The sequence below is a fragment of the Actinoallomurus rhizosphaericola genome (assembly GCF_024055675.1).
Lineage (GTDB): Bacteria > Actinomycetota > Actinomycetes > Streptosporangiales > Streptosporangiaceae > Actinoallomurus > Actinoallomurus soli.
Window position 1 is genome coordinate 243,387 of sequence record NZ_JAMXMW010000008.1, and the last position, 16,193, is coordinate 259,579.

12 protein-coding genes and 1 pseudogene are annotated in these 16,193 nt (G+C 70.1%); 7 read left to right on the top strand and 6 right to left on the bottom strand.

Translation table 11 applies throughout. The features are described from left to right. Window position 1: 1 nt before the first annotated feature. Complete coding sequence (locus tag NE234_RS20020; RefSeq protein WP_252781984.1) at window positions 2–733, bottom strand: SDR family NAD(P)-dependent oxidoreductase; 732 nt, start codon at window positions 731–733, stop codon at window positions 2–4. A gap of 30 nt (window positions 734–763) precedes the next feature. Between NE234_RS20020 and NE234_RS20025 the strand changes: the two genes are divergently transcribed. Beyond that, entirely contained in the window at window positions 764–1,180 is a 417-nt protein-coding gene (locus tag NE234_RS20025; protein ID WP_252781985.1) for an MmyB family transcriptional regulator, read from the top strand. 94 nt (window positions 1,181–1,274) lie between these two features. On the opposite strand, the gene NE234_RS20030 is transcribed toward NE234_RS20025, so the two are convergent. Further along, the gene (locus NE234_RS20030; RefSeq protein ID WP_252781986.1) at window positions 1,275–1,868 is read right to left on the bottom strand and encodes an EF-hand domain-containing protein; all 594 of its coding nucleotides are present in this window, start codon (window positions 1,866–1,868) and stop codon (window positions 1,275–1,277) included. 191 nt (window positions 1,869–2,059) lie between these two features. Beyond that, the gene (locus NE234_RS20035; protein ID WP_252781987.1) at window positions 2,060–3,508 is read right to left on the bottom strand and encodes a non-reducing end alpha-L-arabinofuranosidase family hydrolase; all 1,449 of its coding nucleotides are present in this window, start codon (window positions 3,506–3,508) and stop codon (window positions 2,060–2,062) included. Between the two features lie 588 nt (window positions 3,509–4,096). On the opposite strand from NE234_RS20035, the gene NE234_RS20040 reads away from it, so the two are divergent. Genes NE234_RS20040 through NE234_RS45380 form a run of 3 tightly spaced genes read left to right on the top strand, consistent with a single transcriptional unit; the run spans window position 4,097 to window position 6,822 of the window. Next, window positions 4,097–4,723, top strand: coding sequence for a helix-turn-helix domain-containing protein (locus tag NE234_RS20040; RefSeq protein ID WP_252781988.1), 627 nt, complete (start codon window positions 4,097–4,099; stop codon window positions 4,721–4,723). After that, a complete protein-coding gene (locus tag NE234_RS20045) occupies window positions 4,716–6,143 on the top strand; it encodes a pyridoxal phosphate-dependent decarboxylase family protein (RefSeq protein ID WP_252781989.1) in 1,428 nt (475 codons plus the stop codon). Before NE234_RS20040 ends, NE234_RS20045 begins: the two co-directional genes overlap by 8 nt. A gap of 13 nt (window positions 6,144–6,156) precedes the next feature. After that, a complete protein-coding gene (locus tag NE234_RS45380; RefSeq protein WP_252781990.1) occupies window positions 6,157–6,822 on the top strand; it encodes a cation diffusion facilitator family transporter in 666 nt (221 codons plus the stop codon). A gap of 327 nt (window positions 6,823–7,149) precedes the next feature. On the opposite strand, the pseudogene NE234_RS45970 reads toward NE234_RS45380, so the two are convergent. Both NE234_RS45970 and NE234_RS20055 read right to left on the bottom strand, forming a co-directional pair. Then, window positions 7,150–8,583, bottom strand: a pseudogene (locus NE234_RS45970) (FUSC family protein); the annotation flags it as partial. A 123-nt stretch (window positions 8,584–8,706) separates the two neighbouring features. Next, complete coding sequence (locus NE234_RS20055) at window positions 8,707–11,502, bottom strand: helix-turn-helix transcriptional regulator (RefSeq protein ID WP_252781991.1); 2,796 nt, start codon at window positions 11,500–11,502, stop codon at window positions 8,707–8,709. A 170-nt stretch (window positions 11,503–11,672) separates the two neighbouring features. Here NE234_RS20055 and NE234_RS20060 point away from each other — a divergent pair, with 170 nt between their 5' ends. The 3 genes from NE234_RS20060 to NE234_RS20070 are packed head-to-tail and all read left to right on the top strand — an operon-like array spanning window position 11,673 to window position 14,524. Beyond that, window positions 11,673–12,587: an MBL fold metallo-hydrolase gene (locus NE234_RS20060; protein ID WP_252781992.1), complete on the top strand. Its 915-nt coding sequence runs from the start codon at window positions 11,673–11,675 to the stop codon at window positions 12,585–12,587. 22 nt (window positions 12,588–12,609) lie between these two features. After that, window positions 12,610–14,100 (top strand): carboxylesterase/lipase family protein, encoded by a 1,491-nt coding sequence (locus tag NE234_RS20065; RefSeq protein ID WP_252781993.1) that lies wholly within the window; start codon window positions 12,610–12,612, stop codon window positions 14,098–14,100. Between the two features lie 40 nt (window positions 14,101–14,140). Next, entirely contained in the window at window positions 14,141–14,524 is a 384-nt protein-coding gene (locus NE234_RS20070) for a RidA family protein (protein ID WP_252781994.1), read from the top strand. Window positions 14,525–14,593: 69 nt separating this feature from the next. Here the strand turns inward: NE234_RS20070 and NE234_RS20075 are convergent, their stop codons facing one another. Continuing rightward, a complete protein-coding gene (locus NE234_RS20075; RefSeq protein WP_252781995.1) occupies window positions 14,594–15,967 on the bottom strand; it encodes a non-reducing end alpha-L-arabinofuranosidase family hydrolase in 1,374 nt (457 codons plus the stop codon). Window positions 15,968–16,193 lie beyond the last annotated feature (226 nt).

A 16,193-nucleotide genomic window follows, 5' to 3' on the forward strand; every position in this document is an offset into this window, starting at 1 on the left:
GTCACTCCAGGGACATCCCGGTGAACTGCGTCAACTGCTCGAGCAGGGCGTTCTGGAAGCGCTCGTCGCCCGCAGCGGGATGAGGTCTGACGCGCTCCTGATGGTGCCAGTAGCCCCCGCTGGTCAGCGCCTGCGGGTCCTCGCTGGTGGCGAGCCACTCCTGGGTGAGGTGTCCGAGTCGGAGGTCGTCCGGGGCGTCGGGTCCACCCATGCGGGTCGGCACCCAGCCCGGGTCGACGGCGTTGCTGAACACCTCGGGCCACAGCCTCGCGACGGAGAGGGCCAGTGTGGTCACGAACAGCTTGCTGTCGGAGTAGCCGCCCGTCTGACGGCGACCACTCCAGTCCATCCCCTCGACCACCGCGCGACCCGACCGGTGCATGCCGCTGCTCAGGTACACCAACCGCGCGGGCCGGTCCATCAAGGCCGTCAGCGCGTAGGGCGCCACGACGTTGACCGGCATGACCTGTGAACCGGAGTAGACGCCGGCGTTGTGGATCACCGCGTCCATCGGCCCGACGTCGTTGGCCTGCTCGGCGACCTCCCGGACCTGCTGAAGGTCCGCGAGGTCGCCGACGACGGCTCGCGCGCCCGACTCCAGCAGGTCGCGGACAGCGGAGAGCCGGGCCTGGCTGCGCACGTGCACGACCACCTCATGGCCGTCGTGCACGAGGGTCTGCGCGGCGGCCAGACCGAGCCCGTCGGCCGAGCCGGTGATCAACACTCGGCTCATCGCGCGTCCCTGCGCCACCGCATCACTCTCATGGTGCTCAGTCTCCCCATCGGCGGCTCCCAGGTGGCCCTGGGCGGGCCTGGGAGCGGTTGGGTCTCGGTCAAGCCTGTCCGGCACGGGGCGGGGCCGCTGGCCCGAGCCCTGCACGCACCGATGTTCGACAGCGCCACCACCGAGAGGCACGGCCGCCCCGACATCGCCCGCTACATCTTCTCCGAACCCGGCTCCATCCGCCACGACGGCGCCAAGCGGCTGCAGCACCCCGAGGTCGGCCTCCTCGCACTCACCTACCAGTCCCTGGACCTGCCGATGTCCCACCGAGCCGTGCACGACCTGACCCTCTACACCGCAGAGCCGGGCACCACCTCAGAAGAGCGCCTCAAGCTCCTCGCCGGCCTGGCAGCCACTCCCTCCCGGGCGACACGGCACACCCACCGGCTGCGCTGAGCGGCCTGCCGCGGACGTTCTCGCACGTCGATCGGGCAGGTGATCCCGTCGGCGGGGTGGATGCCGCGGACATGGCCGCTGGTGTGCCACATCATCAAGCGTCTGGCGGCGTGACGAGGATATGGCCGGGGATGTCGGTCCGCTCGGATCTGTACCAGTCCACGATCGCCGCGGCCCAATGGCCGACCGGGATCCGGCCGTCGCCTGATTCGTCCAGTTCCTCGAACACGGCCGCGCTGTTGGCCTCCGGGAACCCGCTCGCGGTCATGCAGGTGAGGAAGTCGTCCCGCTCAACGTATCCGTCGTCGTCCCGGTCCACCAGCGCGGCCATTGATGTCGCGTAGTCGGTCACGGCCTGCGCCGCCTCGCCGGGGTCGCCTAACCGGGCGAGGTACTCGGCCAGGCTGATCCGGCCGTCGCCATCGGCGTCGAGAGACGCGCGCAGGCCCGCCCAGAAGCGGTGATGCCCGTTGAGAACCGCCTGGCCCTTCGCCGACTCGCGCGGCTCGCCCAGTGCACTGAGCACCTTGGTGGCGAGCCGGTCGAAGTCGGTCTCGTCCAGATAGCCGTTACCGTCGGAGTCGAGTATGCGGAACCGCAAGAGCAGTCGTTCGTGGGCACCGGATTCGACCTGTGCGGACTCGTGGTTCATGGGAACCCCCGGATCGCTTATCGTGATCAGCAGCATACATTGAGTAAGCATTTGCGAGAAGCCCCGGTTGGCGTGGTGATCTCGTAAGACCCCGGTTCGATCCACGGCTTGCCCTCGAGCGCGGCGGAATCATCCCCGCGAGCGCTCGCGAGGATGATTCCGCGGTCCACAGAATGGCGCCGGGCTCACCTATGCGCTGGTGGTGGCCGGTTCGTGGGTGAGGCGGGTCAGTGCTGGAGGGTGAGGAGGCCGGGTCGCCAGGGGAGTTGGTCGTAGGGGCCGGTGGCGGTGGGGTTTTTGCCTTGGTAGAGGAGTTGGAGGTTGCAGGGGTCGATGGTCATGGTCTGGTCGGGGTTGGTGCGGACGAGGTCGCCGTGGCTGATGTCGTTGGTCCAGGTGGCTCCGCTGTTGGCTTTGCCGGCGAAGGGGTTGGTTTCGCTGGTGGCTTGGGGGGTCCATGTGCCGCCCAGGCTGGTGGCGGTGAAGGAGCGGAAGTAGCGGCCGTTGGCGCCCATGGCTTCGACGATCATGAGGTATTGGTTTTGGCCTTGGACTTTGTAGACCTGGACGGCTTCGAAGAGGTTGGCGGTGGTGTCGGTCATGATGGTGGTGTAGGTGGTGCCGAAGTTTCCGGGGAAGTTTCCGATGGGCATGGTGGCGCGGTAGATGTGGCCGTTGTCGCCGGCGAAGAACAGGTACATGTTGGTGTTGTCGCCGATGAGTGTTTGGTCGATGGGTCCGGTGCTGGAGCCGGTGATGCTTCCGGTGAAGAGGGGTTGGGGTGTGGACCAGCCGTTGGGGTTGGTGGGGTCGGTGGAGGTGCGGTAGATGAAGGGCCAGGCGCCCCATTGGTAGGCCAGGACCCAGATGTTTTTGGGGGCGAAGTAGAAGAGGGTGGGTGCGACTGCGGCTTGGCTCATTCCGGTTTGGCCGGTGGAGGCCATGTCGGACCAGTTGGTGAAGGGGGTGAAGGCCATTGAGCCGTAGGAGGATCCGGATACGTTGGAGGCGTAGACCAGGTGTTTGCCGTTGTAGACGACGTTGGTGAAGTCTTTGAGTGAGACCCATCCGTTCTTCGGCGTCGCCAGCGCGCCGGTCGAGGTCCAGTGGTAGGTCGAGGGAAGAGAACAGCTTCCACCGGTCGGAGTCGGCGTCGGCGTCGGAGTCGTGCCCGACAGGCCGGTCCACTGCTGGTTGGAACCGCCGTTGCACGTCCAGAGATCCACCGCGGTGCCGTTGGCCGTACCGGCGCCCGTGACATCCAGGCACAGCCCGGACTCCACACCGACCACCGTGCCGTCGGAGTTCACGCGCCACTGCTGGTTGGCGCCACCGTTGCAGGTCCAGATCTGCACCCGGGTGCCGGCGGTGGTCGCGTGGTTCGGCACATCGAGGCACTTGCTGCCGTACACGGTCAGCTGGCCACTGGAGGTCGATGTCCACTGCTGGTTCGCGCCGCCCCAGCAGTCATAGATCTGCAGGTTGGTACCGTCGGTCTGGCTCTGGCCCAGGACATCCAGACACCGGCCGGAACCGACGCCGCGCAGGGCGCCGGTGACGTCGGCCCGAGCCGGGTTGGCGACCAGGGTGATCGCGAGGGCGACCGCGCCCGCGGCCACCATGACCAGCATCGCCGTCAGTGCGCGGCGCTCCTTCTTGATGCGTGCGCTGTACATGGGAACCTCCTTCCGGGTCAATTGCGAGACCACTTATGATTGCCGCCGCCATTGCAGGTCAAGATCTCCGTGGCGGTGTCGTTGGCCGTACCTTTTCGCCGGATGGTGCGGGGTGGGTGTCTCATACCATTCCTTGCGCGAGACGGTGGGGGACGAATGAGGCGGGCGACGGGACCGCCGATTACGGGTGAGGGGTGAAGAGCGGGACTCGCCTCAACTGTGTTACCGGTAACACTGGCCGCCACCCTATGTCGGTGCCGACCGTTGTCAATTGCGTGCCGACCGGTTGACGGAGAACGCGGTGACGCTCGGTGTATGCGCTTCCTGCGGACGGACGCCTGAGGGGCGGCTGAAAAACGCGATGATTGCTGGTAGTGCCTCCGTCGCCTGGAGCCCGGACCCGGACGGGAATTTCCGCTACGAGGAGGCTCAGGGGCCGGCATGGCGCTTCGCGGTGCGGCTGCGGGTTGAAAGTTTCAGCAGTCACGGCATTTCGGCCGTCGGCCCCCCAGGGCTGACCGCGAATTCGCCGGCGTTGTTTCGAGAAGCCTCTCCACCAAAGTGGACGTCCATCGCTATGGTGGAACGATGAGTGAGAGCGATGTTCTGTCCAGTGGCTTGTCCATGGCGGAGCTGGGCGCGCGGATCCGGGCCGAGCGGCGGGCTCGCGGCATGGCGCTGGAACGGCTCGCCGCGCTGAGCGGGGTCAGCCGGAGCATGGCGTCGGAGGTGGAGCGGGGCACCAAGACACCGACCGTGCTGGTTCTGGACCGGCTGGCGACCGCGCTGGGTACCTCGATCGCCCGGCTCCTGGACGAGCCGGTCCACCCCGATGTCGTGATCCTGTCCGGAGAGGGACAACGGGTCGTGCGCGATCCGTCCGGCTGGGAGCGTCGCATCCTTTCTCCCGTCCTGCCGGGCGTTGAGTTCGAATTCATGCGGACCACGCTGGGGCCGGGGGTGGACGCGGGTGAGTTCTCCCCCCATGCCCCGGGGTCGCATGAGTACATCGCGCTGGAGACCGGGCGCTTGCGCCTGACGGTGGACGGCGTGCCGTACCGCTTGGAAGCCGGGGACGCCGCCTACTTCCCTGGCGACCGGCGGCACGCCTTCGCCAACGACTCCGCCGACCCGTGCGTCTACTACCTGGCCATGACGCTGAACCGACCGGCTGACGGGAACCGCCGCGCCGGTCGTGGAGGCCGCGATGGATGACCTGCGCCGGGCGGCCCGGCTCGCCGCGGACACGGCGATGGACCACCTGGCCGCCGTGCCCGGTGGGCCGGTGTGGCAGCCGGTCGCCGAAGCGGACCGCCGCTGGCTGACCGGGCAGCCACTGCCCGCCGCCGGCCGGCCCGTGACCGACCTGCTGGCCGATGTGCGCGACCACGTGCTGGCCTACCCCATGGGGAATGGGCACCCCCGGTTCTTCGGCTGGGTCAACTCTCCGCCGTCACCGGCCGGGGTGCTGGTCGCCCCGCTGGCCGCGGCGATGAATCCGAGCTGCGCGGGAGGAGAACACGGCGGTGCCCTGCTGGAGCGCACTGCCGTGCGGTGGCTGGCGGAACTCGTGGGCTTTCCACACCCACCAGGGGCCGGACTGCTCACCAGCGGGGCGTCCATGGCCACGATCATCGCGCTCGCGACGGCTCGGCAGCGGGCGGTCGGTGACGTGCGCGAGACGGGCCTGTACGGGCACCGTCCCCTGGCGGTCTACGTGTCGGCCGAGGGACACAGTTGCGTGCACAAGGCGGCCGAGCTCCTCGGCCTCGGCGGCCGGTACATCCGCACGGTCCCGGTGGACCGAGCGTTCCGCATGGACGTCGATGTACTGCGCCGCCTCATCCGGGCGGATCAGGAGGCGGGGATACGGCCCCTGGTCGTCGCGGCGAGCGCGGGCACGGTGAACACCGGGGCGATCGACCCCTTGGGCGATGTCGCCGAGGTCGCGCGCGAGCACGGGCTGTGGTTCCACGTCGACGGCGCCTACGGCGCGCTCGGCGTCCTCGCCGATTCTTCAGACGCCCGCCGGGCTTTCGCCGGGATGGAGCTGGCCGATTCCCTCGCCCTCGACCCGCACAAGTGGCTCGGCGTCCCGGTCGACGCCGGCTGCGTCCTGTTCCGCGACCTGGCCGGTCCACGGGACGCCTTCAGCCTCGTGCCGCCCTACCTGCGCGAGGACGGCGTGGACGAGCTGGGCTGGTTCTCCGAGTACGGCCCCGAGCAGACCCGCCCCTTCCGCGCCCTGCGGGTATGGGCCACGATCGCCCATCTGGGACGGGACGGGATCGCCTGCCGGGTGCGGCACAGCATGGGGCTGGCCCGCTCACTGGCCACCATGGTCGAAGCCGCTGACGACTTCGAGCTGCTCGCTCCGGCGATCACCTCGATCGTCGCCTTCCGGTATCGGCCCGCAGGCGTGGACACGGGAACGGCGGAGGCGCTGAACCAGGCGATCCCGGCCGCCGTGCAGCGGCGCGGACACGCCTTCATCACCGGCACCCGTCTGTCCGGGTCGGCCGCCCTGCGCGCCTGCATTCTCCACCCCGACACCACCGAAGCCGACCTCGCCCTCCTCCTCCAGGAGATCCGGGAAGCGGTCGTTCGCCGGGATTTCCGGCAGACTCCACGATGACGAGAGTCTTCCCGTGAGGCAGCGATTGATCATGCAGCGTGAGGCCCGGCTGGTGCGCCGGGGACTGCGGCTGGAATACGCCACGCTCGGCTGGAACGTCGCCGGAGTGGCGCTGTTGGCGCTGGCGGCATGGCGGGCACGCTCCGTCGCGCTGGCGGGATTCGGCTTGGACTCCCTCATCGAGATCGGTGCCTCGGCCGTGGTGGTCTGGGAACTGTCCGGATCGGGGGAGCACCGCCGACGTCGTGCGCTCATGTCGATCGCCGCCGCGTTCGTGCTGCTCGCCGTCTACCTGAGCGTGCAGTCGACCTGGGTACTGCTGGTCGGACATCGTCCGGGCCACAGCATCACGGGGATCTGCTGGACCGCGATCACGGCCGCGGTGATGTTCTCGCTGGCCTACGGCAAGCGCCGAACCGGCATCGCACTCGACAACCCGGTTCTCCGCACCGAAGGCAGGGTCACGCTCATCGACGCGTTGCTGGCCACCGCCGTACTGGCCGGACTGGTCCTCAACGCCGCCCTGGGCTGGTGGCAGGCCGACCCCGCCGCCGGGTACGTTCTGGTCTACTACGCCGTCCGGGAGACCCTGGCCATCCGCGCCGACCTCACCGCCGGCCGGCCGAGACCGCCGGACGGGCGAGTTCCCGATCCTCCGACCGGTGCACCCGATGCGTGACACTCCACGCGGGCCGTCGGCAGGCGGCCCTGTCCTGGCGAGGCTCTGCGCGTGGAAGGAGGCGGCCTCCACTCGTTCGAGAAGACGACGGACCCGGGCCCGTTCGGCGCGGCGGGGATTGAGCGGATGCGCCAAGGGGCGGCAGGCCTTGCGGAAGGCGTCCAGCGCCCGGCCGAGATCACGGTCATCAGGCGCGCGCGCCGGGACACCGGCCGGCGGCACGGGACACACGATCTGGTCGAGGACGGAGAGCAGCTCCCTCAGACGCGTTTCGGCGACCGCGTGAACGCTCGTGGGAACGACCAGCGCGGCTGCCAGAATCCCGCACCCGGCCCCCAGAACGGTCTCCTGGACGCGCAGGACGAGCAGCTCCGAGGACAGGGTGTGCAGGACGGCGAGCACCATGCTGAGCGAGCCGGTGATGAAGAAGGTCACCGCCCAGTAGCTGTCGGAAGGGGTGTAGAACATCCCGAAGACGCAGGCGAGGAGAAAGGCCAGGGCCACGTTCGTGTGCCCGGCGGCCAGGACGGCGAGGCCGTATCCGAACGGCACCCCGGCCACGGTGCCGGCGAGCCGCCGCCCGCTCCGCAGCAGGATGTCCCCGGTGTGCTCGGCGTTGATGAAGACGACCCAGGCCGTGGCCACGGCCCAGTACCACAGGTGCGGGTCGATCAGATGCCCGCCGAGCATCGCGAGCGTGGCCGCGGCGGTCACCTGGAGAGCCTGCCGCGTCGTAGGCCGCCACGGACCTGACGGCTGTGATGCTCCGGGGCGGAGGGCCATGGGGCCGGGCTCCGCTCGGTTCGTCGGACCGATGGTCTCCGCACTCGTCGTGGTGCCAGCGGACGCCGTCGAGATCTTCGAGGAGCGGATCGCGAGCACGCCGAGGCGCTGCGCGATCGCGTCCGCACGTGCCACCCGCTCGAGCTCCGTCGCCGTGTCGGGGAACGGCACGGCCGGGGCCTCGTGCAGGAAGTCCTGGAGCAGCAGCGCGGCGGTGTGCAGCCGGTCGAGACGTCGTTCGAGTCGGCGGACGCCGGCCGCGCTGCCCGCCGGTAGGTCCGACGTGGCCCGCCGCGCATCACGTAGGCGTCTGTCGAACGCCGCTCTGAGGCGCCGGTGGATTCCGCCGGAGGTCGTCGGCACCAGACAGAGTCGGGTGACCGCGGCTGCCGCGAAGGCGATGGCCGACGCCCCGGTCAGCTGCGGGAGTTGGTGGGCCTGAACCCGGGCGAACTGGGACAGGAAGTAGGCCATGAAGGCGAAGATCCCGAGATCGAGCCCCCGTTGTCCGAAGCGGCGCGCATAGACCGCGGTGAAGATCAGCAGTAGGAAGGCCAGACGGGACGCGAGGGGGAAAGGCGCCAGCAGGCCCCCGAGCGTCACGGCGGCAAGGACCACAGGAATCCCGGCGAGCAGGGTACGGAGCTGGTCGCGGGGGTGCAGGTCGCCGATCGCCAGAGAGATGACCACCGCCGTGAAGCCTCCGGCCAGAAGGACGGCGGGAGGCCGATCCAGTACCGTCAGCGCGGCCAGGGTGAGAGTGAGGCCGAGGACGGCACGCAGCCCGGCGGTCAGACGCAGCAGCCCGGGGTCGGCGGCGGCGAACCGGTCCCACAACGACGCCGTCTTCGCAGCCATCATGATTTCCGTCCTTCGTCGTGGCCGCGCCGGTCCGACCGCGAGGAGAGACCGGGTGCGAGGCGGGCCCACCGGCCTCGGACCTGCGTTCGCGCAGGATCCCCGGGACCGAGGGCGCATCGGGATCGCAGGGCGAAGGGGCCACCGGGTGGGTCACCGACTCCTCGCCCTCGCGGCCAGTCTGGTCCGGGGGGATGGCGCGCGGTATGCGTCAGGTGACTGCTTCCACGGCCGGGCGCGCGCTCAGTCCTGGTGGCCGGACGTCGTGAGGGTGCCCTCGACGAGGTCGCGCAGCTGGGATCGGGCGGTGATGCCCAGCTTGGGGAAGCTGCGGTAGAGGTGCGAGCTCACCGTGCGAGGGGAGAGGAAGAGTTTCTCGCCGATCTCGCGGTTGGTCAGTCCGCGGGCGGCGAGCCTGATGATCTGCTGCTGCTGGGGGGAGAGTTCGGCGAGCGCGTCGGGGGTGGAGTTCGTGACGGCGAGGCCGGCGGCCCGTGATTCGGCCCGGGCGCGCTCGATCCACGGGCGTGCGCCCAGGCGGCGGAAGGTCTCCAGGGCCTCGGTGAGCGGCGCCCGCGCCTCCGCGATGCGCCGCCGGCGCCGCAGCCACTCGGCGAGGTCGAGCAGGCTCTGCGCGCGTTCGAAGGGCCAGTGCTCGAGTACCGGATCCGCCAGGGCCGCCCGGAAGTGCGGCTCGGCGTCCTCGGGGTCCGCCAGCAGGCCGTGGGCCCGGCTGATCAGCGCACGCAGGCGGGGAGAGGCGTTCTGCGCGAGCGATCGTGCGGAACGCTCGACGATCGGGCCGACCTCCTCGCGGCGGCCGCAGCGCACAGCGGCGGCGGCCAGATCCGCGAGGGCCGGGTAGGAGGCGTGATAGTGCACGGGCGCGCCGTCCGCAGTGAAGGCCGTACGGAGGTGGTCGTACGCGGTCTCGTACGCGCCTTCCGCGGCCGCCGCGGCGCCGAGCGCACGATGGGCATAGACGAAGACCGAGCGGCTCTCCAGCGGATCGACCAGGGTGAGCGCGTCCTCGGCCCGGGCTCGGGCCGCCGCCGCGTCACCCTGGTAGGCCAGTACGGTGGCGTCCACGGTGGCCGCACAGGCCACGGCGTGGTCGAGGCCGGCCGCCCGGCCGACCGCGGTGGTGCGGGCGCAGGCCTCACGGGCCTGGTCCCATCGGCCTCGTTCCACATAGGCCCAGGCGACCGCGCCGCCCAGCCCCTCGGGCAGCGCCCCCTCCAGCTTCCAGCGGTCGAACGCCTCGTCGAAGGCACGGACGGCCTGCGGGGTCTCGTCGAGGAGCCACGCCATGATCCCGACGGTGGTGAGGTGCTCCGGCCGGGCCTCCGCGTCGGCGGCCGCCCGCGGGAGCAGGCGGACGAGCCCGGCCCGGTCGTCGAAGGGGTCCGACACGGCCCGCACCCAGGCGCGCAGGCCTGCGCGTGCGGCGTCCTCGGGGAGGCGTTCCAGGATGTCCCGGATGCGGTGGCGCTGGGTGTCCTCTCCTGAGTAGAAGCGGACCACGGCGGCATCGGCAAGGAGATCCAGTGCGGCGGCGGGCTGGGCGACCGCCAACTCCTCCGCGGTGTCGGTCAGGCGGGAGAAGACCGTGGTGTGGCGTCCGGTCAGGACCGCCAGCCGTCCGGCCTGCACGGCGGCGGAGGCCAGCAGTGCCCGGTCGTCCGTGCGCACGCGCGCCGCGGCGGTCAGTTCCTCGACCCAGGCGAGGTCTCCGGTGAACACGGCCGCTGACGCGGCTTCGACCAGCAGCCGGGCACTGTCCTCGCGCTGCGGCGTGAGCTCCGCGGCGCGCTGGAGGGCCTTGGCCGCCGCCGCGTGACCGCCGCGCCGGCGGGCCCGGTCGGCGGTCCGCTCCAGCGCCGCCGATACGGCCGCGTCCGGGCGCGGGCACGCGGCGGCCAGATGCCAGGCACGCCGATCCGGTTCGTCCCGCAGCATCTCGGCGAGCGCGAGATGAGCCTCGCGCTGGGCGCCCAGGGACGCCGCGTGATACACGGCGGCCCGGACCAGTGGGTGACGGAAGCGGACGTCACGGCCGGTCCGCCGGACCAGGACGGCCCGCTCGGCGGGCAGCCAGGCATCGTCCTCGGCGTTCGGAAGCCCGGCCGAGGCGACGATCGCGGAGTCGACGCTGTCCATGGCGGCCAGGAGCAGCAGGGCTCGCCTCGTGGCGGCGGGGAGGTCGTCCAGCCGGGCGGCGAAGATCCGCTCCAGATGATCGGTGAGCGGGAGCGGACCTGCGGACGGCAGCCCCGTCGCCGTGTCGTGCGCGGTGGCCGCCCTCGTCAGCTCCACCAGTGCCAGTGGGTTGCCGCCCGCTTGATCGAGGATCCGCGTCCTGATGTGGCCGGTGGGGCTCTTCGGCTGCAGGTCGAGCAGCCGATCGGCCGCGGCGTCGTCGAGCGGCCCGAGGACGAGCGTCGGCACGTGACGGTCGAATCCCGGGATCTGGTCGCCGCCACGGGCTGCGACCAGCGTCGTGACCGGTTCACCGTCCAGCCGTCTGACGGCGAACGACAGCACGTCCAGGGAAGCACGGTCGAACCACTGCGCGTCGTCCAGCACCACGAGCAGGGAACGCCGGTCGCCCACGGCCGACAGCAGACTCAGGACGGCGACCCCGATCGGCATGAGACCGGGTGCGCTCGGGTGCCGCGGCGTGGCCGGCCCGAAGGCGTCCTGGAGCGCGGCGCGCTGCCCGTCCGGCAGTCCGTCCGCCTCGGCCAGCACCGGCCGCAGCAACTGGTGCAGGGCGGAGAACGCCAGGCTCGACTCCGACTCGCTGCCCTCGGCACGCAGGACGCGGGCACCGCCGGCCTCGGCCCGGCGCACCGCGCGCCTCAGCAGCGCGCTCTTCCCGGTGCCCGCGTCACCGAGCAGCAGCAGAACCGGATCGGCCGACGCCGGGTCCACCGCACGGAGGAGGCGCGCCAGCTCCGCGTCCCGGCCGACGATCGGCTCCTCCGGCTCCGGCTCCGGTCTCGTGACCGTACGGAGGTCGCCTGTGTGCTCGTCCACGGAAACTCCAATGAATATGGCTTCTCGATCGGAGCCGCCTTGCCGATGTCTCAGGCTACAAGCCGCCCCGGACCCGGCCCACGCGCAGGTGCAGTCACGTGACGGATACCACCCGAACAGAGATCGCTCGTAGGGTCCGAGGAAATGCTCGCCGATTCCAAGGAACTCTCATGGAACAGATCACACTCGGGAACGTCACCGTCACCCGAGTATGGGAATACTACGGTTCCGTCGAAATGACGCCCGACACCTTCTTCCCGGAAAGCCCGAAGGAAGTGTGGGACGACGGACCCTCCTGGCTGACCCCGCACTTCTTGGATCGCGAAACCAATATCGTGAACTCCGCGATCCAGACCTGGCTGCTGCGCAGCGAGGGCAAGACCATCCTCGTTGACACCGGAGTGGGCAACCACAAGGAACGCCCGTACTCACCGGTATGGAGTCACCTTGAAACGGGCTTCCTGGCCAATCTCGCACGCGCCGGTGTCCAGCCCGAAGACGTGGACATTGTGATCAACACACATCTCCACGTCGATCATGTCGGCTGGAACACCTATCTGGACGGCCGGCGCTGGGTGCCGACCTTCCCCAACGCCGTCTATCTGATGCCGAAGGTCGACTTCGACTTCTGGAATCCCGCGAACGACCACGAGTCGGTGCTCGGCCGCGGCAACCAGAACGTCTTCGAGGACAGCGTGGCCCCGGTGCACGAGGCCGGCCAGACGGTGCTGTGGGAGGACGGCCACCAGATCGACGCCGACCTCCGCCTGGAGGCCGCTCCCGGGCACACCCCTGGATCCTCCGTGCTGACCCTCACCTCCGGGACGGACCGCGCGGTGTTCGTCGGTGACATGCTGCACAGCCCGGTCCAGATCCTCGAACCCGACTCCAACAGCTGCTTCTGTGAGGACCCCGCGGGCGCCCGCGCCACCCGCCGCAAGGTACTGGGCTGGGCGGCCGACAACAACGCGCTCGTGATCCCCGCGCACCTGGGCGGCCACGGCGCCGCGGAAGTGGCACGCGAGGGGGACCGGTTCGCCATCAAGGGCTGGGCCCCCTTCGCCCCGTACACCGAGCAGGCCTGAGATCCGCGGAGAGGAACAACTTGTGAACCACCATCCCGACCCCGTCGTGACCACGGCGCAGGGGGTCGTCCGCGGTCTGAGCCAGGGTGACACCGCCGCCTTCCTGAACATCCCCTACGCCGCTCCGCCCCGCGGCGCCGGCCGGTTCGCGCCGCCCCGCCCGCACGAGCCGTGGGACGGTGTACGGGACGCGACCATGCCGGGGCCGAACGCGCCGCAGTCCGAGCGCAGGCTCGGCAGCGTGGACATGTCCCCGTACTTCGGCCCCGGTTGGAGCCGTGGTGAGGACCACCTCACCGTCAACGTCTGGGCGCCCGCCGCCGGCGGCGGCGACCTGCCCGTCATGGTGTTCGTCCACGGCGGCGGATTCGTCGCCGGATCGACGCGGTCCGCGCTGTACGACGGTTCCGCCTTCGCCCGCGACGGCGTCGTCCTCGTCACCCTCAACTACCGGCTCGGCATCGCCGGATTCCTCGACCTCCCAGGCGCTCCCGCCAACCGCGGTCTGCTCGACGTCGTCGCCGCGCTGCGCTGGGTCCAGGAGAACATCGCCGCCTTCGGCGGGGATCCGCGAAACGTCACCCTCTTCGGGCAGTCGGCGGGGGCGACCATCGTCGGTGGCGTCCTGGCCACTCCCGAGGCCACGGGCCTCTTCCGCCGGGCGATCGTCCAGAGCGGCAGCGGCCTGGGCGCGTTCACCTCCGAGCAGGCCGCCCGCGTCACCAGGGCGGCAGCCCAGGCCCTGGGCGTCGAGCCCCATGCCGACGCCTTCGCGGACGTCTCGGACGACCGCCTTGTCGAGGCCGCCTCCCGGCTCGCGGGCATCGACCTGCGGTCCGAGACGCACCGCGACCCCCTGATCGGGCTCAGCCCCTTCAGCCTGGTGCTCGACACGCAGCCCGCCGAATCGGTCGCCGCCGGCCTCGGCACCGACGTCGACCTGCTCATCGGGACCAATACCGAGGAGGGGAACCTCTACCTGGTCCCCGTGGGCGAGTACTCCACCTCGACCGCCGGGGACGTCGAGGACGCGGCGGCCCGCTCGCATCCGGATCCGGCGCGACTCGTCGCGACGTACCGGAAGACACGGCCCGAGGCGTCCTTCGGCGAGCTGCGCTCCGCCATCATGGGCGACGCGCTGTTCGGCGCGGGCAGCTGGGCCCTGGCCGGCGCACACGCCGCTCATGCCCGGTCCGCCACCTACGCCTACGAGTTCGCCTGGCGCTCCCACGCCCTGGACGGAGAGCTCGGCGCCACCCACGCGGTGGAACTGCCCTTCGTGTTCGATCGCGCGCACCTCCCTCTGCTGCACGGCCCCGCCGCCCTGCTCGGCCCCGACGAGCCTCCTGCGCGTCTCGCCGCCCGCATGCACGAGACCTGGGTTCGGTTCGCCAGGACCGGCGACCCCGGCTGGGACCCGTACGACACCGAGCGCAGGGCCACCATGCGCATCGACGCCGAGTGGGCCCAGGTCGACGATCCCCGCGGCGAGGAACGGCAGGCCTGGAGCTGACCCTCGTCCGCCTCCGTACGCACATCTTCGAGGACACACCATGACCAGAACCGTCATCACCAGCGAGAACGCTCCGGCCCTGGCGGCCCCGCTGTCCCAGGGCGTCCGCAAGGGCCCCGTCCTGCAGGTCTCCGGGCAGCTCCCGCTCGATCCGGACACGGGCGAAATCGTCGGCACCACGGTCACCGAGCAGACCACACAGGCCCTGCGCAACGTCACCGCCGTGCTCACGGCAGGCGGCGCGAGCCTGCAGGACGTCGTGATGCTGCGCGTATACCTCACCGATCCCGCACACCTGGCCGGGATGAACGAGGCGTACGCGGCGGCCGTCGGGGAGCCCTTTCCCGCCCGCACCACCGTCTACATGAGCCTCCCGCCGGGGGTGCTCGTGGAGATCGACGCCCTGGCAGTGCTGGACGACTGACCGCCGAGCAGGGATCGGGGGGTGGCCGAGGCGGCCCGCCCCCCGATCACGCCTGGTGGCGGCCGGCGATCAGTGTTGGAGGGTGAGGAGGCCGGGTCGCCAGGGGAGTTGGTCGTAGGGGCCGGTGGCGGTGGGGTTTTTGCCTTGGTAGAGGAGTTGGAGGTTGCAGGGGTCGATGGTCATGGTCTGGTCGGGGTTGGTGCGGACGAGGTCGCCGTGGCTGATGTCGTTGGTCCAGGTGGCTCCGCTGTTGGCTTTGCCGGCGAAGGGGTTGGTTTCGCTGGTGGCTTGGGGGGTCCAGGTGCCGTTGAGGCTGGTGGCGGTGAAGGAGCGGAAGTAGCGGCCGTTGGCGCCCATGGCTTCGACGATCATGAGGTATTGGTTTTGGCCTTGGACTTTGTAGACCTGGACGGCTTCGAAGAGGTTGGCGGTGGTGTCGGTCATGACGGTGGTGTAAGAGGTGCCGAAGTTTCCGGGGAAGTTTCCGATCGGCATGGTGGCGCGGTAGATGTGGCCGTTGTCGCCGGCGAAGAACAGGTACATGTTGGTGCCGTCGCCGATGAGTGTTTGGTCGATGGGTCCGGTGCTGGAGCCGGTGATGCTTCCGGTGAAGAGGGGTTGGGGTGTGGACCAGCCGTTGGGGTTGGTGGGGTCGGTGGAGGTGCGGTAGATGAAGGGCCAGGCGCCCCATTGGTAGGCCAGGACCCAGATGTTTTTGGGGGCGAAGTAGAAGAGGGTGGGTGCGACTGCGGCTTGGCTCATTCCGGTTTGGCCGGTGGAGGCCATGTCGGACCAGTTGGTGAAGGGGGTGAAGGCCATTGAGCCGTAGGAGGATCCGGACACGTTGGAGGCGTAGACCAGGTGTTTGCCGTTGTAGACGACGTTGGTGAAGTCTTTGAGTGAGACCCATCCGTTCTTCGGCGTCGCCAGTGCGCCGGTCGAGGTCCAGCGGTAGGTCGAGGGAAGAGAACAGCTTCCACCGGTCGGAGTCGGCGTCGGCGTGGGGGTCGGGGTGCCGCCGCCCGAGACGCCGCCCGTGCAGGCGACTCCGTTCAGCGCGAAGTCGGTCGGTAGCGGGTTGCTGCCGGTCCAGGAACCGTTGAAGCCGAAACTGGTGTTCGCGCCGGTGGCCAGCGAGCCGTTGTAGCTCGCACTGTGTGCGGTCACGTTCGACCCGCTCTGCGTGACGGTGGCGTTCCAGGCCTGGGTGACCTGCTGCCCGGCGCCGAACGACCACGTCAGCGTCCAACTCGACACCGGGTCGCCCAGGTTGGTCACGGAAACGTTCGCGCCGAAACCTCCCTGCCACTGCGAACTGATCGTGTAGTCGACCTGGCAGCCGGCGGCCGCGTGCGCGGATCCGGGGAGGACGATGACCGCCGCGGCCAGCGCGGCGGCCGATGAGGCCGAAGCGACGGGGCCCCACCGGCGGAGTCCGAGCATTCGATTCATGGATCTCCTCGCGAAGGGGGTCGTGTTCGGGATCTCGAACACGACGCGAAATACGGAATGGTGATTCAGGGGGGAAGTATGAGCGGCGGAGCGGTCACGTCAAGGCGCTCGACACCGCGGCGCCGGGAGCACGCACAACGGTCCTGGCAGGGGGAACGCAATGCCGGGCGACCCGATGAACATCGATGAAAACAAGGGGAACGGGTTTCGACCACGA

Excerpts from the sequence above, each read along its gene's own strand:
- NE234_RS20020 (WP_252781984.1), bottom strand. The coding sequence starts at position 733 with ATGAGCCGAGTGTTGATCACCGGCTCGGCCGACGGGCTCGGTCTGGCC.
- NE234_RS20025 (WP_252781985.1), top strand. The coding sequence starts at position 764 with ATGGTGCTCAGTCTCCCCATCGGCGGCTCCCAGGTGGCCCTGGGCGGG.
- NE234_RS20030 (WP_252781986.1), bottom strand. The coding sequence starts at position 1,868 with ATGCTGCTGATCACGATAAGCGATCCGGGGGTTCCCATGAACCACGAG.
- NE234_RS20035 (WP_252781987.1), bottom strand. The coding sequence starts at position 3,508 with ATGTACAGCGCACGCATCAAGAAGGAGCGCCGCGCACTGACGGCGATG.
- NE234_RS20040 (WP_252781988.1), top strand. The coding sequence starts at position 4,097 with ATGAGTGAGAGCGATGTTCTGTCCAGTGGCTTGTCCATGGCGGAGCTG.
- NE234_RS20045 (WP_252781989.1), top strand. The coding sequence starts at position 4,716 with ATGGATGACCTGCGCCGGGCGGCCCGGCTCGCCGCGGACACGGCGATG.
- NE234_RS20060 (WP_252781992.1), top strand. The coding sequence starts at position 11,673 with ATGGAACAGATCACACTCGGGAACGTCACCGTCACCCGAGTATGGGAA.
- NE234_RS20070 (WP_252781994.1), top strand. The coding sequence starts at position 14,141 with ATGACCAGAACCGTCATCACCAGCGAGAACGCTCCGGCCCTGGCGGCC.
- NE234_RS20075 (WP_252781995.1), bottom strand. The coding sequence starts at position 15,967 with ATGCTCGGACTCCGCCGGTGGGGCCCCGTCGCTTCGGCCTCATCGGCC.